Source organism: Pseudomonas sp. TE21394, from assembly GCF_054057835.1.
The window spans coordinates 28,635-49,929 of the sequence record NZ_JBSRZR010000001.1; the positions used below are offsets into that span (position 1 = coordinate 28,635).

Consider the following 21,295-nt stretch of genomic DNA (forward strand, 5'->3'; position numbering starts at 1 on the left):
TTTGGCCGCCTTGGCTCAACCCTCGCCGCGCTCAACAGCGCGCAGATAGGACTCGGTCAGCCCGCTGATCAGGCGCTCGATATCCACGACTTCCCGGTTGCGCAGCCGACCCAGTTGCGCTTGGTATTCAGCCTGCCCCAGGGCAGGCCTCTGCGCTTGAAGCCGGACCGAGCGCTGGCTGTAGTCAGCTGCGAGGGCGGCGAACATCTGCTGGTGGTGCTGACGCAGATAACGGCGCCAGAATTCACGCTGGCTCAGGCTATCGGTCAGGGCGCTGATCGTCTGAGCGTGAGTCACCCGCCGGAATGCCTCCTCGACCTGCGAATCTGCCAGTTCCACCGCATCGGGGTAGTTCATCGCATGGGGTTGGCAGGGCAACTCCAGGCGAACACGCAGGCGCACTCGGTAGGCCAGCGGCAAGGCCAGTTCGTCGACATGCAGGCCAGCCAAGAGGCGCTGCCGACCATCCCGATAAGCTATCCCCTCAAGCTGCTCCAGGCGCAACAGCTGTCGACCCAGTGCCAGCAACCGGTTTCTGTTCTGCGGTTCGAGCGCCTGGGTTTCCGCCTGGGCCTGCATGACTTCCAGTTGCAGGGCACTGAAGTGGCTGGCGACCGCATCCGAACAGGACAGGGGCAGGCCGGCACGTTCGAAGATCCGTGCGCACAGTACCGGGTCGGCGTCCAGCGCACCCAGTAATCTCCACACGCCCTCGACCATTTCTGTTCGTGCCGCTCCCGCCTGACGATAGTCTGCGGTGAATTCCAGACGGGCCAACAGCCTGAACAACCGGTTGCTCGCCGGTTGCTGCTGCATTCGCTGCCACAGGCCCTGCCGTAGCAGTTGTTCTGCTGCGTCTGCATCAGCAAGCAGAAGCGTCAGCGTCCGAGGCAGGTCTACCACCGGCCAGGCGGTCTCAGGCAGGTGCCCGTGTTCATTGATCACGTCAAGGGCATGAAACCGCTGCAACGCAATGTTCGACAGCGGATTGCGATCTATCAGGACGGCGCGGCGGAATGCGTAGGGCATTTGCTGGATCTCGTCCGGCACCGTGCGCAACTGGTTGTCACGCAGGTCGGCACGCTCGAGCGAAACACACATTTCCAGGGATTGTGGCCAGGTGCCAAGCCGACAATGGCGCAGGTTCAGGTTGGTCAACCGGGGGAAATGGTGAAGCCGCAGGTCCAGCGCCTCCAGCCGGTTATAGCTAAGGTCGAGGAGGACCAGATTGGGCAGACCATGGAGAATCTCGGTTGCCTGGGCATCGAGCCGGATCTGGTTATGTGCCAGGCGCAACACCTGGACATCCGGCAGATAAGCGATGCCCAAGGGCAGGCGTAGCAATTGGTTGCCGCTCAGGTTCAGCTCGGTCAGGGCGCTGAACGCGCGCAGGAAATCGACCGGAATATCGTTGACCAGCGTATCGTGGAGGCTCAGCACCGTAACCCGATGAAACTCGATCTGCGGCGGTAACGACGGCAGCGTACGCAATTGCGTGCCTGACAATGACAAGTGCTGCCCCTGCGCTCGACCTTCGCCAGCCGCGACCGCATCACCTTGTAATCGCCATGCCCGAAGAATGCTGTCTGCGCTCAACCTGCGCGCGACCTGGCGACTTTCCTGCAACTCGCTGGCGACCCAGCGGTTCAGCTGCTGAACCAGCTGGTCGTGGGCGTCCTGGAGTTCAACCAGCCGCTCGAATATCGGGCGCTCGCCCTCCTGCAGTCGCGCCAGTTCCTCATCCAGCGCTGGCTCGTCCAGGCCTGGGTACAGCGCGCGCAGCCGGTCGCGAACGATCGCCTGCTCGTCCCTGGGGTTGACGGCAGGACGGTCGCTGAGGGGGTACCCCACACGTCCATCCTGCAGCCGACGGCCCGGGTTGAACCAGTTGCGCTGTTCGGGCCAGCCAAGCATGCGGGTCACGCCCCAATGCGAAGCAGGCAACTGCGCCAGCAACTGGTCGCGCAACTGTTCCGCCGAGTCGATACCTGGCCGCTGCGCGGGTGCCAGCGCTGCGAAGATGGCCTCGAAGATGCAGCCTGGGTCGGCCAAGGTAACCGCTTGCTGCTCACCCAGGCCGTTGTAAAGCTGGAACCTGCCATTGCTGCGCACCAGTATCCTGTCGGCCTGACCTTGCCCAGCACTACCGAGGAGCTTGATCGAACGCCCATCCACCTCGCCCGCACGCAGGTCGATCGCGATGTTCTCGAATTCAAGGCTATCGAGCAACGTCAGCGCAAGCTCCCCCGTTTCATCGCTGTAGCCGCTACTCAGGTATAACCCGGCCAACGCCCGGTTCAGCCGCGCCAGGCGCAACAACGAACGTGCGGCTTGCGCACAGTTCAACGGCAAGCGTTGTTCGACGCGCGCCATATCCCGCTCAAGTTGGCTTGCCTGCCCGACCACTTCTTTCACATAGGCCGAAGGCAACCCTGGAAAGTCACGCCTGACCAACAGCGTCAGCGGGTCCTCGGCAAATGGCTGCTGCGTCAGCTGGGCGAACAATTGCGGTCGTAATTCAGCTTCCTGCTCCAGCACCTTGGCCAGCCCCTTGCCAACCTGCGGCCGGCCCTCACACCAAGCCAGCAGCTCACTGTCGGGCGGCATCAGGGTATTCAGGCGAGCGCGCGAAAAGAACGCCTCGATACGTGCCTGTGCCTGGAAAGCACGCAAGGCTTGCCCCAGGTTTACCGGGGCGCAGCGGTTCTCCACCAGCACACCCCGCAGCTCCTCCAGATCGACACCCGCCACCCGCAATATCTGCTCTGCCTGCCCAGGCTCGATAGCGGGATGCTGTGGCCACAGCACATCGAGCATCCGCCCGGGTTCCTCCCAGGCCAGCGGCTGTTCATGCAGCAGACGCCAGCTACGCTCGCCGTTATGCAGCACTACCGGGCCATAACCTTGGTCCATCGATGCATGGCGCAAGCGATAAGGCCCATCGGCAACCGGCTCATGCACCTCCAGATAGCGTCCATCGATGCGGATCCAGCGGCGCTCACCCACGGCAAAGCGCCCATCCTCATGCAAGTGAATGGTGTCTGGCATGGATTGATATTGCTCGGGGTCGTAGCGCCACAGGCGGCTGTTCTGGTTTCCGACACTTACCGGTTCGAGGCTGTAGACGAACGCGCTGCGCAGAAAGCTGGCACCTGCTACGGTAGCCGCCGTGGCCGCCACGGTCTCGGCAACGCATAGTAGATGGTTAAGCGCTTCGTGCTGGTGCCCCCTGGACCAATCCGTCACGCCTTCGTACACATCCGAACAGACCTGGACCACCAGCTGCCCCATGAGCAGGGCGCCGACGACAGGAATGAAGAACCCGGCCAGGTTCAGCAGGTCGAACCCAACAGCCTTCCACTCCGCGTGCCTAGCCGCTGCGGCGCGGCTATCGGCATCGGCGTTCGTTACCAGTAACAGACGTGCGTCATCCTTGACCCGCTGGACTTGCAAGTCAGCCAGCTGGGCGAAGATGCCGCCTTCCTGCGGCACGCATTCAAGCTGCATGTCTGGCTGCTCGTCACTGAGACGTTGGCCCAGCAAAGTCACGAAACCTGCGCGTTGCTTGAGGCTTATCAGCTGTGTGAAATACTGCCGGTAGGCCGCCTTCTGCAACTGCTGCGCCATGCCGTCGTTCATGGCTGCTGCATTGGCGAAATAACGCAAGGCCTGGTGTGGATCGCTGGGCAGGTAAAGCACAGTGCCTCGCTGCACCCCAAGGTTGTCATGTAACTGAATCAGCAGGCCGTCAGCCACCGGTTGCCCCAGGATCATCAGCAGCCTTGGCGCCCCCTTGAGCCCTTGCGGGTGGTGCACCTGGCTACCGTCGGCCACCTCACGCAGGGCGACCTGCACATCGGCGCTGATGTTGCCCTGTAACGCAGCCACTTCGATTGCAAGCTTGAACCCGGAACGCTTGTCCTCGGCCAGGACCGCCCGGGTGGCTGGGCTGAAGATCCTTTGCAGCTCATCCTGATAATGCTGGCCGACATCCAACGTGCGACACGCGGCGATAAATGTCTCCAGGGATGCGGTCAATGGCTGATCCCGGCCTGGCAGCACCAGCCCTGTGCCTTTGAAGTAGCTGGTACCTGCAGCAAAGTTGCGCATTAGCCGCTGCAAGCCGTTTTCACGGCTTTCGCTGTATTCGTAGGTCTGTATCAGTGTCCCGGGAAGCCTGGCAAACCGTGGTGCAACCTGAAGCCATTCGAGCTGGGCAAAAGCCACCCCGTCCGGCAAGGGTGCATCCAGCAACTTCGACAGGCGCTTTTCGGCAAACTGCGGGGGCGGCAGCAGATCAGGCATCAGTTCACGCAGGCGGGCCTGGCTCGCATGGTGTGCGTTCAGGCTGTTACGCAGGGTATTGATCTGGGCTCGCGAAGCGCGTTTGAGCCAGGCCGGCAACCGGGCTGCTATGAATTGATCGTGACTGGCAGTGACAGCGGGCATGAGCGGCTCCTGAGTATTGAGCAGAGCCGGTCATGCTGTACAACTGGCAAAGCACAACGCAGAGGGAAGCGTCTCGTGCACCTGGACGCTGCCGCCTGGCAGCCAGGCCTGTACCTCAACGCCCTGGCGCGCGCGCCTGGATCAAGGCGCGGTAGTGCCCGGGGTTGCAGCCGAACCACTTTCGGAATGCCTTGTAGAACGAACTGTTGTCGGCAAAGCCAAGACGTTCGGCAATCTCGCCCAGGGCAGCCTCTTCCCCGCTCAGCCAGGCAATCGCCAGTTCCCGTCGCACGCTGTCCTTGAGGCCTTGGTAAGTCTGCCCTTCTTCGGCAAGACGGCGGCGCAACGTCGATGGTGACAGGCACAATTGGCGGGCCAGGGTGTCGCCATCCGGCCATTGCCCAGGGGCCTGATGCAGCAAGTCATGGCGTATACGCCGGGCGAAGCTGGCCGGGTCGCGGTACTTGACCAGGATATTGCCGGGGGCTTCGGCAAGAAAACGCTGCAGCTCCTCGTGCGTGCGCCTGATCGGCAGGTCAAGGCTGTCGGCGGCGATAATCATGCGCGTGCGCGGGCGCTCGAACTGCAAGTTCTCCGAGAACATCACCCGGTAGTCATCGCAGAATGGCGGCTCGGCACAACGCAGGTCGATGGCCAGGATCGGGATGCGCCGCCCGGCCAGCCAGCAGGTCACACCGTGCACGATCATCCAGAAGGTGAAATAGGTGAAGGCCCGGCGCGGCGCGTCACGCGGTTCGTTGATGACGATCTCGGCCAGGCCTTGCTGGCGCACCAGGCTCGGCTGCAGGTCTTCCAGCATCAGCGACAGGAACGCCAGCGCGGTGTCCAGGCCGGCACCCAGCGTCGGCTGCGCCATGCTGGCCCGGCACATGAAGGCCAGGCTGCCGCTACGCAGGCCACGGGGGTCCATGGCGAAGAATTCGTCGTTGCAGCGCCGCGTCAGCAAGCGCCAGAGGCGGGCGTAGGCTTCGGCGCTGACGCGGGCTTGTGGCAGGTGCAGTTGCTCGACGGCGATGCCGGCCCTGGCCAGCAGGCCGCAGTCGGGCTCGCCAGCGGGGCAGGTCTGCAACAGTGCCTCACGCACCAGCTGCATGGAAATGGTGTCTTTTTCGCTCATCGACGATGGTGTCCGCTCAATATCGGCCATCTTAGGTCGCCCCTTGCAAAACAGCCATCACAGCTGCGCAGCCAGGCCGAGGAATGCCTGGATCAGGCGCAGCTCCCGACGGCGCTCCAGGCAACCGACCAGGTGCTGATTGACCAGGCCTCGACCGGCCAATGGCCGCGCCACTACCCGTGGGTCGTTGGCCACCTCGGTCGATGACACCACGCCGACGCCCAGTTCGCAGGCCACGGCCTCGGTCACCGCTTCGCGGCTGTCCAGCTCCAGCACTACCCGGGGCTGCACAGCCGCCTGGCTGCACGCCTTGTCAAAGGTGCGACGGGTGGTCGAGCTCGGTTCGCGCAACACCATGATCTGCTGGTGCAAAGCGGCCAGCGGCAGTTCGCCCTCGCTGCTGGCCCAGGCATGCCCCGCCGGCAGCAAGGCGCACAGCCGCGACTCGCACAGGCGCTGCAAGTGCAGGCCCTTGCGTGGCTCGATCTCGGTCAGCACCGCCACATCGGCGTGCTCGCCAAGCAGTGCCGCGAGGGTCTCCTGGGCGTTGCCCAAACGCAGGTTGACCGTGATGCCTGGGTAACGCTCGCGCAGCATTGCCAGCATCGGCATGACCCGGTGCGGGCCGTCTGCCGCCACCTCCAGGCGGCCGGTCAGCAGCTGGCGATTGGCCTCGAGCATGGTCTGCGCCTCTTCCGCCAGGCCGAACATGGCGCGGGTGATGGCCGCCAGGCGGGTACCTTCCTCAGTCAATTCCACCCGCCGTGCAGTACGCCGCAGCAGGGTGATCTGGTAGTGCTCCTCCAACGCCTTCACGTGCCCGGTCACCGCCGGCTGGCTGATGAACAGGCGCGCTGCAGCACGGGTAAAGCTGCCTTCACGGGCTACCGCGTCAAAAGCGCGAAGCTGAAACAGGTTCATTGGTATCGGCCTGACTTATAGCTTGGATAACAACAAACAATTTGATTGATGAGAGCCGGAATTGCAACCTAGCCGCGTAGTTTCAGCCCACCGCTTGCGAGGAACAACGGCATGAGCAACGCCCCGATTCTGCTGACTCCAGGTCCCCTGACCACATCGATCCGCACCCGCCAAGCCATGCTGGTGGACTGGGGCTCATGGGACCGCGACTTCAACCAGTTGACTGCCAGCGTCTGCGAGCAGTTGCTGGCGATCATCGCTGGCAGCGCCAGCCACCACTGCGTACCGTTGCAGGGCAGCGGCACCTTCGCCGTGGAAGCGGCCATCGGCACCCTGGTGCCACGTGACGGCAAAGTCCTGGTGTTGATCAATGGTGCTTATGGCCAGCGCCTGGCAAAAATCTGCAAGGTACTCGGCCGCGCCTACAGCACTTTCGAAACCGCTGAAGACCAACCGACCACCGCCGCCGATGTCGACCGCCTGCTGGCCGCCGACCCGACAATCAGCCATGTCGCGCTGATCCATTGCGAAACCAGCACCGGCATCCTCAACCCGCTGCGCGAGATCGCCCAGGTGGTCAAAGGCCACGGCAAACGCCTGATCATCGACGCCATGAGCTCGTTCGGCGCACTGCCCATCGATGCCCGCGAAATTCCCTTCGAGGCACTGATCGCCGCCTCCGGCAAGTGCCTGGAGGGCGTACCCGGGATGGGCTTCGTGTTCGCCGAAAAAGCCGCCCTGGCTGCCGCCGAAGGCAATGCCCACTCGCTGGCCATGGACCTGCACGACCAGCACGCCTACATGGCCAGAACCGGCCAATGGCGCTTCACCCCGCCAACCCATGTGGTGGCCGCGCTGCATGAAGCGCTGCAGCAGTACAACGAGGAAGGTGGGCTGCCAGCACGTCATCAGCGCTACGCCGACAACTGCAAGACCCTGCTCACCGGCATGGCCGCCATCGGCCTGCGCAGCTTCCTGCCAGCCGAGATCCAGGCGCCGATCATTGTCACCTTCCACGCACCGCACGATGCCCGCTACCAGTTCAAGGATTTCTACGAGCGGGTCAAGGCCAAGGGTTTCATCCTCTACCCTGGCAAGCTGACCCAGGTCGAAACCTTCCGCGTCGGCTGCATTGGCGTGGTCGGGGTGGACGGCATGCAAGCCGCCGTAAATGCCGTGGCCGACGCGCTGCGGGAAATGGAAGTACTGGATATCTGACCCGTTGCCCACCCGAATTCAGGAATCAGCGCACATGAACTACACCAACCCTAACCAACTGCAGGCCGCCATTCTCGACTGGGCCGGCACCGTGGTCGACTTCGGCTCCTTCGCTCCGACCCAGATCTTTGTCGAAGCGTTCGCCGAATTCGATGTGCAGGTCTCCATCGAGGAAGCCCGCGGCCCGATGGGCATGGGCAAATGGGACCACATACGCACCCTGTGCAATGTGCCGGAAATTGCCGAGCGTTACCGCCAGGTCTTCGGCCGCGCCCCGACCGACGATGATGTCACTGCCATCTACAACCGCTTCATGCCGCTGCAGATCGAGAAGATCGCCATGCACTCGGCGCTGATCCCCGGTGCGCTGGATACGCTCACCGGGCTGCGCCGCGACGGGCTGAAGATAGGCTCGTGCTCGGGCTACCCGAAAGTGGTGATGGACAAGGTGGTGGCGCTGGCGGCGCAGAACGGTTACGTGGCCGACCACGTGGTGGCCACCGACGAAACCCCGAACGGCCGCCCCTGGCCGGCCCAGGCCCTGGCCAACGTGATCGCGCTGGGCATCGACGATGTGGCGGCCTGCGTGAAGGTCGACGACACCGTGCCGGGCATTCTCGAAGGCCGCCGGGCCGGCATGTGGACCGTGGCCCTGGTGTGTTCGGGCAATGCCCTGGGGCTGACCTGGGAGGGCTACCGTGCACTGAGCGCAGAGAAGCTGGAAAGCGAACGCCAGCGCATCCACGCGCTGTTTGCCGGCTCCCGTCCGCATTACCTGATCGATACGATCAACGAATTGCCCGAAGTGGTCGCCGATATCAACCGGCGCCTGGCCAAGGGCGAGATGCCGCAGGCATCCTGAACCTTCAACGGGGCCGCGCTGCGGCCCATCCCCTACTCCGGCAACTGCACCTGCGGCTTGGTCGCGGCGAAGATCGCCCAGCTCGACACGAACAGCGCCGCGATCAACGGCCCGATGACGAAACCGTTGAGGCCGAACACGGCCAGCCCACCCAAGGTCGACACCAGGATCAGGTAATCCGGCATGCGCGTATCCTTGCCCACCAGGATCGGCCGCAGCAGGTTGTCCACCAAGCCGATCACCAGCACCCCGAACGCTGTGAGGATCACTCCCGGCAGGATCGCCCCGGTCAGCAGAAAATACGCCGCTACCGGCGCCCATACGATGCCCGCACCCACCGCCGGCAGCAGCGACAGGAACGCCATCAGCACCGCCCACACCAGCGCGCTGGGAATATCCAGCACCCAGAAGATGAAGCCGCCCAACGCCCCTTGGGTAATGGCCACCAGCACGTTGCCTTTCACCGTCGCCCGCACCACGCGGTTGAACTTCAACTGCAGGCGGCGCTTCTGCTGCTCGGGCAGCGGTACCGCCAGCCGTACGCGGCGCGCGACCTCCGCGCCTTCGCGCAGGAAGAAGAACAACAGGTACATCATGACGCCGAAGCTGACCACGAACTCGAACGTGCCCTGACCAAAGCTGAACGCCCGGCTGGCCAGCACCTGGCTGCCCTGGGTCGCCCACTTGCTGATCTTGTCGCGCAGCCCGTCCAGGTTGCCCATGCCCATGTTGTCCAGGCCGCGCTGGACGAAGGTCGGGAGCATGTCCTTGCCGCGCTCGACATAGCCGGCGATGTCCAGTTGCCCGCTCTCGATGCGCTGGTACAGCACGGCGCCCTCCTGCACCAGCAGGGCGCTGGTGATGATGACCGGCAACACCGCCACCAGCAGGCACACCAGCAGGGTGGTAGCCGCCGCCAGGTTGCGTCGGCGCCCGAAGCGGATCAACAGGTGGCGCTGCAACGGGGCGAACAGGATGCCGAGTATTACCGCCCAGAAAATCGCGCCATAGTAAGGCAACAGGATCCACACGAAGGCAATGGTCACCAGCGCCAGGAGCACTGCCAGGGCTCGGTTCTGTAAAGCGGTTTCGTTCATCACCTGTCCTCGCGTGGCTTCTGGGATATTAGTGCGCACCGCGTGGGTAAAAGTGCCACGCTTTGCTTGATGCAGATCAATACCCGGAGTGTCCGGGAGCACTAGCATCCGCGCCTTTTGCCCCGGTGCGCACATGACCCCTACCGCCAAGCCCGAACTGCTGGCCCCAGCCGGCACCCTCAAGACCATGCGCTACGCCTTTGCCTATGGCGCCGACGCGGTCTACGCCGGCCAGCCGCGCTACAGCTTGCGGGTGCGCAATAACGAGTTCGACCATGCCAACCTGGCGCTGGGCATCCAAGAGGCGCATGCCATGGGCAAGCGCTTCTATGTGGTGGTCAACATTGCGCCGCACAATGCCAAGCTGAAGACCTTTCTCAAGGACCTGGCGCCGGTGATCGAGATGGCGCCGGACGCGCTGATCATGTCCGACCCAGGCCTGATCATGCTGGTACGCCAGCATTTCCCGCAGATGCCGGTGCACCTGTCGGTGCAGGCCAACACGGTCAACTGGGCCAGCGTGCAGTTCTGGCAGCAGCTGGGCCTGAGCCGGGTAATCCTGTCGCGCGAGCTGTCGCTCGAGGAAATTGAGGAAATTCGCCAGCAAGTGCCGGACATGGAGCTGGAAGTGTTCGTCCACGGTGCCCTGTGCATGGCCTATTCCGGCCGTTGCCTGCTGTCGGGCTACCTCAACAAGCGCGATGCCAACCAGGGCACCTGCACCAACGCCTGCCGCTGGAAGTACGACGCCACGCCCGCCATCGAGAATGCGACCGGCGACATCGTGCGCGAAGTACAACCGACCCTGGGCCTGGGTGCACCGACCGACCAACTGTTCCTGCTCCAGGAGAGCAACCGCCCCGGCAGCGAAATGCCTGCGTTCGAGGACGAACACGGCACCTACATCATGAATGCCAAGGACCTGCGCGCCATCCAGCATGTCGCCCGTCTGACCGGCATAGGCGTGCATTCACTCAAGATCGAGGGCCGCACCAAGTCGCATTTCTACTGCGCGCGTGCCGTGCAGGCGTACCGCCAGGCCATCGACGACGCGGTGGCCGGGCGGCCATTCGACCGCGCGCTGATGGACAACCTCGAGTCGCTGGCACAACGAGGCTACACCGAGGGCTTCCTGCGCCGCCATGTGCACGATGAATACCAGAACTACCAGCGCGGCAACTCGGTATCCGAGCGCCAGCAGTTCGTGGGCGAACTGACCGGAACGCGTGTCGATGGCCTGGCCGAGGTCAAGGTAAAGAACCGCTTCGCCGTGGGTGACCATATGGAGCTGATGACCCCGCGTGGCAACTACCACTTCGACCTTGAGCACATGAGCGACAGCCAGCGGCGACCCGTGAAGGTCGCCCCCGGCGATGGCCACACCATCTACCTTCCTGTTCCTGAGCAGGTGCCCCTGGCGTACGGCCTGTTGATGCGCGACCTGCCTTGAACCGGATGACTACAGTTCGATCCTGGTAACGGCCTGAAGCCGTCGGCTGGCCAACTCTTTACGAATCTGCTCACGAAAGCCGGCGAAACGTTGCACATCGAAACGGTAGGCGGTGCCAATATTCCACACGACGATGTCTCGCTGGGTCTCGCTCCAGAAGCCAAAGTCGCGTATTTCGACGCTGCCATTGAAACGGAAGTCGTACACCGCCAGATGGATCTGGCCTGTCTCGTCTTTCTGGCAAGGTGTAACCAGAAACGAAGAGGCAACGTCGTTTTTCCATCCCGACTGCAAGAACTTCTTGGCATGGGCACTGATTCGCAGCTGCTGCATGGATGCACCCGCCAGTTGGGCCAACTGCGTCGCTGTATTGCCGGTCCCAATGGGCGCGACCTTGGTAGCGAAATCGTCATAGTCCTTGATGACCTGGGGCGGCAGCGCCAGGACATCCGTTTTTACGCAACCGTGTTTCTCCAGACGATTGCGAAAGCGGTCGAGCCAGCTCTTCCACAATTCCTCCCGATCAAGGAAGCGGCTTGCAAAATCATCGGCATGATCCAGCAACAGCTGCACGTCCAGCCGTTCCTGTTCAGACAGGTCGGGGCCGATACCAATCAGATTGTTCTTGGTGTACAACAGACTCTCTAATGATAGGGTCATGCTAAAGCCTCTCAGATAGGTACACCAAAACGTTAGCCCGCGCGGCCACGCAGCTGCATCCGGAACCTGTACCTAAGCGGAACTGGGTGCCCGACAGCCCTGGCAGCTGCAACAGGCCACGCCGCGCCAGGGGCCGATTGCGCTATGCTGCTGGCCTGCGTTTTCCAAAGGAGGGCTTCACCCATGCTGCGCAAACACCTGCTGACCCTGGGCCTGCTGGCCGTCACCGGCCTGGCCCAGGCCGCCGAAACCATCGACGTGTACCGCGACCCTAACTGCGGCTGTTGCAAAGCCTGGATCAGTCACCTGCGCGACAGCGGCTTTACCGTCAACGACCACGTCGAGCCGAACATGAGCGCGGTCAAGCAGCGCCTGGGTGTGGCACCACGCCTGGCGTCCTGCCACACCGGGGTGATCGATGGCAAATTCGTCGAAGGCCACGTGCCGGCCGAGCAGGTACGCCTGCTGGCCAAGCGCAACGACCTCAAGGGCCTGGCCGTGCCGGGCATGCCGATGGGCTCGCCGGGCATGGAAATGGGTGATCACAAGGATGCCTACCAGGTCATCGGCGTGACCCAGGATGGCAAGGACAGCGTGATCGCCAGCTACTGATGTCCTGCTGGTAATGGCAACTGACGCGGGCCGGTCTGGCTGGTTTCACGCCCGGTAACATCTTTCGCGCTTTGTGTGGTCAATCGACTGTTAAAGTCGCTTCTTCCTACATGGTCCTACACGGAGTGCCCCGATGCTGCGCGCAACCGCCATGGCCCTGGCCTGTCTTGTCGGCAGCCCGGCCATCGCCTTCGAGTCGCCCACCTACGGCCCCCAACTCGAAGGCTTCAGCTACCCGTACCCACTCAGGCATTTCAATTTCCAGTCCCAAGGCCAGGCCCTGCAGATGGGTTACATGGACGTGCCTGCACAAGGCCAGGCAAACGGCCGTAGCGTGGTGCTGATGCACGGCAAGAACTTCTGCGCCGCCACCTGGGAAACCACCATCGATGCCCTGAGCAAGGCTGGCTACCGGGTTATCGCCCCCGACCAGGTCGGTTTCTGCAGCGCCACCAAGCCGGCGCATTACCAGTACAGCTTCCAGCAACTGGCAAGCAATACCCACGCCCTGCTCGAACAGCTGGGAGTCAGGCAAGCCGTGCTGCTCGGCCACTCAACCGGCGGCATGCTCGCCACCCGCTACGCGCTGATGTATCCGCAGCAGGTACAACGCCTGGTGCTGGTCAATCCCATTGGCCTGGAAGACTGGAAAGCCTTGGGTGTGCCCTACCGCACGGTGGACCAGTGGTTTGCCCGCGAACTCAAGCTGGACGCCGACGGGGTGCGCGAGTATGAGCGCAAGACCTACTACGCCGGGCGCTGGAAGCCGGAGTACGAGCGCTGGGTACAGATGCTGGTCGGCCTCAACCAGGGGCCGGGGCATGAGGCGGTGGCGTGGAACTCGGCGCTGATCTACGACATGATCTTCACCCAGCCGGTGTATTACGAGTTCAAGGACCTGCAGATGCCGACCCTGCTGCTCATCGGCGACCAGGACACCACCGCCATCGGCAGTGATATCGCGCCGCCGGAGGTGAAAGCCAGGCTGGGCAGGTACGCCGTGCTGGGGCCGCAGGTCGCCAAGCTGATGCCCAAGGGTGAATTGATCACCTTCGAAGGCATGGGGCATGCGCCGCAGATCGAAGAGCCAGTACGGTTCAACCGGACGCTGGTCGAGTGGCTGGACAAATGAGCCGGTAGCGAGGGGCTGCCCTGCTGTCCTCAACCTTTCCAGACTTGCGCCTCGGTCCAGCCCAATTCGGCAAAATCGCCTGCCCGCAGGCCCGCCTCCTCCTCGCAGAAAAACTCGTCCAGCTGCGGTGGCCGGATTGCCGTGTCGCTGAGCATCGCATGCACCTGGCCGCGGTGATGCACCTGGTGCTCGAACAGGTGAGCCAGCAGGCGCAAGCGTTGCTCACGTTGCACCCGGTCGGGCCGCACGATGTTCACGTACCGCCCCAGCTCGTCATCACGCAGGCCTCGGCAATAGGTAATCAGCCGGTGATCGGCCTGGGCCTGCTCGGCATGCAGATCGGTACAGGTGGCGAACGGCTGTTCCGGCTCGAAGAAACGCTCGCCATCGGCGTCGGGCAACTCCCCGCGCTGCTCGCATTCGAGCATGTGCAGGTAGAACCAGTCCACCGTCAGCAGGTGGTTGAGGGTGGCCTTGATCGACGGGAAAAAACTGCAGCGCGGGGCGACGAATTCGTCCTGGGTCAGCTGCAGGCAAGCCTTGTACAGGCGGTGGTTGGCCCAGCCATTGTTGTAGGCCTGGGTCAGCAGATAATGCGACAACGGCTCCATGGCTACACTCCTTTTCAGGCGAAGCGTTGCAGTTGCATCTCCCGTAGCCGGCTCAGGGTCCGTTGGTACGGGAACGCCAGATACCCATGAGTGTAGAGGGCATCGAGCGGCACCTGAGCCTCCAGATACAACGCCACCCGGCGGTCATAGCATTCGTCGACCAGGGCGATGAAGCGGCGCACCGCATCATCCCTGGGTGACAGCGCCGGCAGTTCACGCTCGCCCGCCGTCACCCGCTGCGCGCCATCCTCGGTGCCACGGGCGATGCGCCCGGCCCGCTGTTCACCGCCGAGCGCCGGAATGTTCGATACCAGGATGGCTGGAAAACGGTCACACAAGGCCATGAATTCCATGGCTGCCAGCGGCTGTTCGCACAAGTCGCTGAAGCGGCACCAGATAGCCTGCTGGCTGCGCCGCACCACCTGCACCTGCCTGGCCCCCAGGGCCAGGGGCCGCTCATCGCCGGCGTCGCTCGGGCTGAGCCGGCGGAATACTTCATCCAGCTGGCTGGCCTGCCCCGCCTGCGCCACCCAGTAACGCTGGCGGGGGGCGCCGGGGTGCAGGCGATGGTCCTGTGCGCCGGCCACCGGCAGTACCTGCATGTACCGCTGGATGGCGGCGATCGCTGGCAGGAAACGCTCACGGTTGAAGCCATCGCGGTAAAGCTGCTCGGGTGGCTGGTTGGAGGTGGCGACAACGACCACGCCCTGTTCGAACAGCACCTGGAACAGACGGCCGAGGATGATTGCATCGCCGATATCGCTGACGAACAGCTCGTCGAAACACAGCACGCGGATCTGCGCGGCCAGCTCCCGGGCCAGCGCCAGCAGCGGGTCGGCGGTACCGTTGAGCTGGAACAGGCGCTGGTGGACCCAGGCCATGAAATGGTGGAAGTGCTGGCGCCGACTGGGAACTTGCAGGCACCGGTGAAACTGGTCCATCAGCCAGGTCTTGCCACGGCCGACCGGGCCCCACAGGTAGATGCCGAGGCTGGGGCGGCCTTGTTCGACAGCTTGGAAGCAGGCCTGCAACGCCTCGACGGCGCGTGCCTGGGCACGGTCGGCAACATAGCCCTGTTGGGTCAGGGCCTGCTGGTAAAGGGATTGAGGGTCGATAGCCATGCGCGGCATTCTACCCGACCGGCGCGCCTACCGGGACTGCGTCAGGTGCCGTCGCCCAGCCCGACCTTCAGCAGCGCACCGTCCTTGTCATCGGTCAGTACATACAGGTACCCGTCCGGGCCCACCCGTACATCGCGGATCCGCGCCTTCAGCTCACCCAGCAGTCGCTCTTCATGCACCACCTTGTCGCCATCCAGCTGCAGACGGATCAGCTCCTGGGTGGCCAGCGCACCAATGAACAGGTTGTGGTCCCACGCCTTGAACGTCGGGCTGTCGTAGAACGCCATGCCGCTGACCCCCGGTGACTGCTCCCAGACATGGTGTGGGTCGACCATCGCGTCCACATGCTTGCCCTGGGCCTCGGGAATAGGCAGCAGCGAGTAATTGATGCCATGGGTCGCCACGGGCCAGCCGTAATTCTTGCCGGGCTTGGGGATGTTGATCTCGTCGCCGCCCCGCGGGCCGTGCTCGTGGGTCCAGAGCTTGCCGGTCCAGGGGTTGAGCGCGGCGCCTTGCTGGTTGCGATGGCCGTACGACCAGATCTCCGGTCGCACATTGTCCTGGCCGACGAAGGGGTTGTCCTTGGGTACTTCACCGTCTGGCAGGATGCGCACGATCTTGCCTTGCAGCTTGTCCAGGTCTTGCGCAGTCGTGCGCTGGTTGTTCTCGCCGAGGGCGATGAACAGGTAGCCGTCACGGTCGAACACCAGGCGCGAGCCGAAGTGGTTGCCGTCCGACAGTTTGGGCTGCTGGCGGAAGATTACGCTGAAATGCTCCAGCCGGGCACGGTCCGAGGACAATTGGCCACGGCCCACTGCGGTACCGGCCTTGCCATCACTGCCCTCCTCGGCATAGGACAGGTAGACGGTGCGGTCCTTGGTGAAATCCGGGGACAGCACTACATCCAGCAGGCCGCCCTGGCCTTCGGCCCAGACCTTCGGCACGCCGCTGATCGGTGGGCCGACCTTGCCTTCGGCGTTGACCAGCCGCAGGTTGCCGGCTCGTTCGGTGACCAGCATGTCCTTGCCGCCCGGCAGGAACGCCAGGGCCCACGGGTGGCGCAGGCCATCGGCCAGGGTGCTGACGGTCAAGGTACCTTCTTCACTGCGAAATTGCTGTTCGGCCGCCGCCTGGGCCAACAAGGGCAGCAGGGCGGCGGCAGTCACGGTGACAAGCCAGGTTGCTTGGCGCATGCAGGATTCCTTTACGTACTTGGCTCAAGGCGCGCGCGGATTGTCGCGAGGCGGCCGGGTGGGCTCCAGGTTCGGGGGCTGTTGCTGGCGGCGCAGATTGTCGCCGTTGCCAATGCCACGATTATCCAGCGTGGGCGGGCGTGGGTAAGGCTCGGTGGACGGGCCACGCAGCGGCGGCGCGGCGGGCATGCTGCCCTGGCGGCTGTTGGGGTTGGCGCGCTGGATCGGGCTGTTGTAGGGGTTGCTGTTGCCAGCGGCGACGGGCGCGGGTGGCTGGGCCGCGGCGTGCGCGGGCAGGCACAGCGCCAGGCCGAGTGCCAGGATGGGCAATGTCGGGGTCATGCTTCACCTCCTGTACGAAAAGGCCGCGCCTGGTGGGTTTGATAGCCTACGGCGCGAAGGGTTCGCGGCAAAAGTGTGAATGCGTGCGCAGATGATTCCTGATGTTTCAGTATGGGCTTCGGCGGCTGCTGCGCAGCCCTTCGCGACACCAGGCCGCTCCTAAGAGAAAGCGTTCGCCTCGGCCCCGATTACTGGTCCTGCACCTTGTGCCGCGCCGCATACAGGCACAGCATTTCCATCGCCAGGGTAGCCCCCGCCAGCGCGGTGATATCGGCGTGGTCATAGGCCGGTGCCACCTCCACCAAGTCCATGCCCACCAGATTGATACCACGCAATCCCCCAAGAATCTCCAGCGCCTGCAGGGTACTCAGGCCGCCGCACACCGGCGTGCCGGTACCGGGCGCGTAGGCCGGGTCGAGACAGTCGATATCGAATGTCAGGTACACCGGTCGTTCACCCACCCGCTGGCGAATCGCCGTGATCGCCGCCTCGGTGCCCTGGCGGGCATGGGCGCTGGATCCGGGGCTGGATTTCGGCGTGCCGTTCACCTTGGCCCGGCATCGGGCGCAAGGGGTTGGCGAAGCACAGCAGGCGTTTGCGCAGGATCTGCTGGCAGCGTTTGCCTGAACCGGCCACTTCCCGAGTAAACCCGCGAAACGGCCGGTTCAGGCAACGACCATCAGTAAGCCATGCTCCAGGTCAGGGTGTAGGTGCGCCCACGCCCCTGGTAGTCATACAGGTATGCCGGCCCGTAGGTCGGCGAGTAGAACAGTGTCGCGCGCTGCCCCCAGACCGTGCTGTACTGCTTGTCCAGCAGGTTCTGGATGCCGGCGCTGAAGGTGCCGAAGCCGGTGTCCTGGCTACCCAGCAGGTCGAAGGTGGTGTAGCCGTCGATCTCGTGGTCGGCGTCGTCCTTCAAGCTGAACGCGTGGTTGGCCTGCAACCGCGCCGTGCGCCCGTCACCCTTCCAGCCGACAAACGCGGTGGCCTTGGACAGCGAAGCATAGCGGGCATCCCGCTTGATCCAGTCGCCATCGGCATCCTCTTCTTCGGAACGCGTCAGGTGCAACGTGCCGCCGGTTTCCCAGCCGCTCTGGAAGTGACGGGTCAGCGCACCTTCGAAACCGAAGTCACGGCTCTTCTGCTCTTCCACATCGATGGTCAGGGTTTGCGAATCGACGTTGATGATCTTGTCCGACCAGATGTAGTAAAGCGCCGCCTGCGCATCCCAGTCCAGGTCGGCATAGCGCCAGCCCAGTTCCACCTGGCGGCTCTTGATACCGGCCAGAGGGTTGTCGGCGACGCTCAGGCCTGGCTTGCCGTAGAATTTGGCCGGGTCGGGCAGGTCGAAGCCTTCGCCGTAGTTGGTCCACACCTGGTGGCCGTTCTTGAAGTCGTAGATGGCGCCAACGTTGAACAGATTGACCTGGTAATCGTTGCTGCCGCCCGGCACGCCCTTGAAGTCGCTGACGTCCACGTCCATCTGCTGGCGCCGGGCGCCGCCGGACAGGGTCAGGTTGTCGCTGGCATGCCAGTCCAGCTGGGCATAGACCGAAACACCGTCGACCTGATAGCTGGGGTAGCGCGCGGCCTTGCTGTCCTTGTCCAGCTCCAGGCCACCGGACTCGGAGGAAGTCTGGGCGTTGAAGGTGGTCTGCTGGGCATTGAAACGCTCATGGTCCAGATCGACACCATACGTCAGCTTCAGCGTATCCCACTGCTTGGCGAACAGGCCCTTGAGGCTGGTGACCTCGAAGTTCTGCTGCGAGGCGGCAAAATACACCCCGCGCGAGCCCGTGGGGGTGGCGCGGTTGTAGTACGGGAACGGGTAGAAGTTGTCGTCTTCCTTGCGGTACGAGGCCTGCAGGTAAAAATCCTGGCCCAGCACGTCGGTATGGTGGTAGTTGGCGTTGAGCAGCAGGCGCCGGGTACGCGGTTCCAGGCCCGACGAGTAGCCGCTGCGCAGCTCGGCGTCTTCCAGGTCGGACGGGGCGTTGTAGTTCAGGTTGGGGAAGTAGATACCCGTGCTGCCATGGTTGCCCGAGTCATAGTACTGGGCCAGCAGGTCAAGGCTCTGCTGGTCGTTCAGTTGCAGCCCGAGAGTACCGAGCACGTCGACAGTGCGGTTGTACTGCAGGTCGGTCTGGGTGTTGTCGATGAAGATCTGCTCGCCCGCGCCGTCGTAAAAGGCCTCGTTCTGCTCGCCGGAGATACCCAGGCGGGCATTGACCCGCTCATTGCCACCACTGATCGACTGGGCGATACGGGTGGCCAGGTCGTCGCTGTTGTTGAAGCCGCTGCTGGCGCCAAGCTGGGTCTCGAAGCGCGCCGGGCCCGGTTCGCCTTTCTTGGTCACGATGTTGATGATGCCGCCAGTGGCGCCGCCGCCGTAGATGGCGCTGGCGCCGGACAACACCTCGACCCGCTCGACGTTGAACGGCGAAATGCTGTCGAACTGGCGCGACAGGCCGCGCGAGCTGTTCTGGCTGACCCCGTCGATCATCACCAGTACGTTGCGCCCGCGCATGTTCTGGCCATAGTTGGTGCGCCCTTCCGGCGCCAGGTCGAGGCCTGGCACCAGTTTGCCGATGGCTTCCTTCAGGCTGACGCCGCTGTCGATCTGCTCGCGCAGCTGCTGCTGGTCGACCACCCATACGGTGCCAGGGATTTCACTGATCGCGGTACTGGTACGCGAGGCCACGCTGACTTCGATCGGCTTGAGGTTGACTGCCTGGGGTGCAGTATCAGCTTTGTGCAGGGTCACCGTGCGGGCATCGTTGAACTGCCAGTGCATGCCGCTGCCGGCCAGCAGCTGTTGCAGCGCCTGCTCGATGCTGTAGCTGCCTCGCAAGGCCGGGCTCGCCTGGCCGGCTACATCGCCGGTGGTGTACAGCAGGTGCAGACCGGCCTGGTCGGCGAAGTTGGTCAGGGCCTGATCCAGGGGTTGGGCTGGCAGGTCCAGCTGGACCTGGCGCGCCTGGACCTGGGCCTGGTCGGCAGCAGTCGCGGCGCCGGCCTGCAGCGGGCCGAGCAACATGGCCAAGGCACTGCAGGAGATCAGGGCGTGATGAAAAGGGACACGGCGGCGGGGCAAGGGCTTGAGCATCAGAGGCACGGATGAGCTTCCAGACAAGTCGTAAATGAGAATGAGTTGCTGATCAGTCTCCCTACGACGATCTGGCGTGCCGGAACTTGCAGTGGCAAATGAAAAATAATTCCATTCCTTTGCCCACCAACAGGCACGCACAGGCAGATCAATAAACCACGGCCAGCCATGGCAGGTAGGTCACCCGCAGGCCATAGCGCTGCTCCAGGGTCCGCAGCAGGGCTTGCGGCTCATCGAGGTCGAACACCCCGCTGACTTCCATCGCCACCAGCTTGCTGTCCGACAACACGATCCGTCCATGCCGGTAACGCTCAAGCTCCGCCAGCACCAGCCCCAGCGGCTTGCCGTTGAAGATCAGCTTGCCGCGCTGCCAGGCCAGCTGCGCGCCGGCATCGGCAGCGACGGGCAGTGCATGCTCGCCAACCCTGGCCTCGCCTCGCGCCAGCACCACATGGCCATCACGGCGCACGCTGAAGGTGGCCGCGCTGCCCTGCACAGGCTCGCCGGCCGTATCGACCACAAACGGCCGTGGATCATCGCGGGTCTCGAACAAGGCCTCCCCGGACTCCAGCACTACCCGCCGCTCGTGGTCACTGAACACGACGTTCAGGGCACCGGCGCTGTTCAACGTCACCCGCGAGCCGTCGGCCAGGATAATGACCTGCCGCTCCCCTACCCCGGTGTGATAATCCGCCAGCAGCACCGGCGCCTGCTGCCAAGCGGCCGCACCAACGGCCAGCAACAGTGCGGCAGCCAGCCCCGCCTGCCTGAGGTGGTTGCGGCAATGGCGCAGGGCCTGGCCGATGTACTTGGCTACCATGCTCTCGGAGACGCCCAGCCGTTGTGCGACCTGCGCCTGGGTCAGGCCCTCGATGCGGTTGAGCAGCAAGGCCTGGCGGGCATTGTCGGACAGCTGCAGCAGCGCATGGTCGAGTGCTTGCAAGCGCTCCCGGGCCAGCAACGCAGCCTCCGGCGCTGGCGCCGGGCAGGCCACCTCGCCGGCCTCGTCGCCATACCCGTGGCTGGCCGCGATGCGCTGTTCGCGACGCAGGGCATCGATCGCCAGGTTGCCGGCCACGCGGAAGATGAAACGCCGCGCGTGCAGCACCGGTAGCGCCTGCTGGTCGATGTTGACCAGCTTCAGGTAGGTTTCCTGGGCCACGTCGGCGGCGCGCTGGCGGTCGCTCATGCGCCGGGTCAAGAACTGCAGCAGGTCGTCGTAGTGTTCCTGGAAACTCGTCAACAGGCCCGACACGGGTGAAGTCAGCATGGGTTAGGTTACGGCCAGTAAGAGAAATTATCGGACGTTAATGAGAAACAGTATCTTTCATCTGTACCGACACTTTCAACGCCGTCGCGCATTTGCCACACTGACCGACCGCT

General features: G+C 63.8%; 16 protein-coding genes and 2 pseudogenes. 6 read left to right on the plus strand and 12 right to left on the minus strand.

The genetic code is table 11. From position 1 onward, the window contains the following. Positions 1-15: 15 nt before the first annotated feature. The 3 genes from ACVWZT_RS00145 to ACVWZT_RS00155 form a co-directional block, all read right to left on the minus strand. On the minus strand, positions 16-4,449 hold the full coding sequence (locus tag ACVWZT_RS00145; RefSeq protein WP_457467572.1) for an NEL-type E3 ubiquitin ligase domain-containing protein: 4,434 nt from the start codon (positions 4,447-4,449) through the stop codon (positions 16-18). A 115-nt stretch (positions 4,450-4,564) separates the two neighbouring features. Further along, complete coding sequence (locus tag ACVWZT_RS00150) at positions 4,565-5,587, minus strand: AraC family transcriptional regulator (RefSeq protein WP_457467574.1); 1,023 nt, start codon at positions 5,585-5,587, stop codon at positions 4,565-4,567. Between the two features lie 57 nt (positions 5,588-5,644). Further along, positions 5,645-6,508, minus strand: coding sequence for a LysR substrate-binding domain-containing protein (locus ACVWZT_RS00155; protein WP_296230181.1), 864 nt, complete (start codon positions 6,506-6,508; stop codon positions 5,645-5,647). 111 nt (positions 6,509-6,619) lie between these two features. Between ACVWZT_RS00155 and ACVWZT_RS00160 the strand changes: the two genes are divergently transcribed. After that, the gene (locus ACVWZT_RS00160) at positions 6,620-7,726 is read left to right on the plus strand and encodes a 2-aminoethylphosphonate--pyruvate transaminase (RefSeq protein WP_457467575.1); all 1,107 of its coding nucleotides are present in this window, start codon (positions 6,620-6,622) and stop codon (positions 7,724-7,726) included. 34 nt (positions 7,727-7,760) lie between these two features. Continuing rightward, complete coding sequence (phnX, locus tag ACVWZT_RS00165; protein ID WP_457467577.1) at positions 7,761-8,588, plus strand: phosphonoacetaldehyde hydrolase; 828 nt, start codon at positions 7,761-7,763, stop codon at positions 8,586-8,588. Between the two features lie 32 nt (positions 8,589-8,620). On the opposite strand, the gene ACVWZT_RS00170 is transcribed toward phnX, so the two are convergent. Next, positions 8,621-9,685 (minus strand): AI-2E family transporter, encoded by a 1,065-nt coding sequence (locus ACVWZT_RS00170; protein ID WP_457467578.1) that lies wholly within the window; start codon positions 9,683-9,685, stop codon positions 8,621-8,623. Positions 9,686-9,818: 133 nt separating this feature from the next. Here ACVWZT_RS00170 and trhP point away from each other — a divergent pair, with 133 nt between their 5' ends. Further along, positions 9,819-11,135 carry a prephenate-dependent tRNA uridine(34) hydroxylase TrhP gene (gene trhP, locus ACVWZT_RS00175; RefSeq protein WP_457467580.1) on the plus strand — a complete coding sequence of 439 codons (1,317 nt, stop codon included), beginning with the start codon at positions 9,819-9,821 and terminating at the stop codon, positions 11,133-11,135. A 9-nt stretch (positions 11,136-11,144) separates the two neighbouring features. On the opposite strand, the gene ACVWZT_RS00180 is transcribed toward trhP, so the two are convergent. Beyond that, a complete protein-coding gene (locus ACVWZT_RS00180; protein WP_457467582.1) occupies positions 11,145-11,771 on the minus strand; it encodes a hypothetical protein in 627 nt (208 codons plus the stop codon). Positions 11,772-11,978: 207 nt separating this feature from the next. Here ACVWZT_RS00180 and ACVWZT_RS00185 point away from each other — a divergent pair, with 207 nt between their 5' ends. Beyond that, complete coding sequence (locus ACVWZT_RS00185; RefSeq protein ID WP_296230171.1) at positions 11,979-12,407, plus strand: DUF411 domain-containing protein; 429 nt, start codon at positions 11,979-11,981, stop codon at positions 12,405-12,407. A gap of 133 nt (positions 12,408-12,540) precedes the next feature. Next, positions 12,541-13,539: an alpha/beta fold hydrolase gene (locus tag ACVWZT_RS00190; protein WP_457467584.1), complete on the plus strand. Its 999-nt coding sequence runs from the start codon at positions 12,541-12,543 to the stop codon at positions 13,537-13,539. A gap of 29 nt (positions 13,540-13,568) precedes the next feature. Here ACVWZT_RS00190 and ACVWZT_RS00195 read toward each other — a convergent pair whose 3' ends face one another. From ACVWZT_RS00195 to ACVWZT_RS00215, 5 genes and pseudogenes are all read right to left on the minus strand, one after another. Then, positions 13,569-14,150 carry a DinB family protein gene (locus ACVWZT_RS00195; protein ID WP_296230168.1) on the minus strand — a complete coding sequence of 194 codons (582 nt, stop codon included), beginning with the start codon at positions 14,148-14,150 and terminating at the stop codon, positions 13,569-13,571. 14 nt (positions 14,151-14,164) lie between these two features. Further along, positions 14,165-15,271 (minus strand): cell division protein ZapE, encoded by a 1,107-nt coding sequence (gene zapE, locus ACVWZT_RS00200; RefSeq protein WP_457467586.1) that lies wholly within the window; start codon positions 15,269-15,271, stop codon positions 14,165-14,167. A gap of 41 nt (positions 15,272-15,312) precedes the next feature. After that, positions 15,313-16,464 carry a PQQ-dependent sugar dehydrogenase gene (locus tag ACVWZT_RS00205; protein WP_457467587.1) on the minus strand — a complete coding sequence of 384 codons (1,152 nt, stop codon included), beginning with the start codon at positions 16,462-16,464 and terminating at the stop codon, positions 15,313-15,315. A gap of 24 nt (positions 16,465-16,488) precedes the next feature. Then, positions 16,489-16,806, minus strand: a complete 318-nt coding sequence (locus ACVWZT_RS00210) for a hypothetical protein (RefSeq protein WP_457467589.1) — start codon at positions 16,804-16,806, stop codon at positions 16,489-16,491. 188 nt (positions 16,807-16,994) lie between these two features. Continuing rightward, positions 16,995-17,309: pseudogene (locus tag ACVWZT_RS00215) on the minus strand (arginase family protein); the annotation flags it as partial. A gap of 4 nt (positions 17,310-17,313) precedes the next feature. On the opposite strand from ACVWZT_RS00215, the pseudogene ACVWZT_RS00220 reads away from it, so the two are divergent. Continuing rightward, positions 17,314-17,433, plus strand: a pseudogene (locus ACVWZT_RS00220) (LysR family transcriptional regulator); the annotation flags it as partial. 52 nt (positions 17,434-17,485) lie between these two features. Here ACVWZT_RS00220 and ACVWZT_RS00225 read toward each other — a convergent pair. Together ACVWZT_RS00225 and ACVWZT_RS00230 are read right to left on the minus strand one after the other, a co-directional pair. Continuing rightward, entirely contained in the window at positions 17,486-19,912 is a 2,427-nt protein-coding gene (locus tag ACVWZT_RS00225) for a TonB-dependent siderophore receptor (RefSeq protein WP_457471987.1), read from the minus strand. Between the two features lie 148 nt (positions 19,913-20,060). Next, positions 20,061-21,182 (minus strand): sigma-70 family RNA polymerase sigma factor, encoded by a 1,122-nt coding sequence (locus ACVWZT_RS00230; RefSeq protein ID WP_457467591.1) that lies wholly within the window; start codon positions 21,180-21,182, stop codon positions 20,061-20,063. Positions 21,183-21,295: the final 113 nt, after the last annotated feature.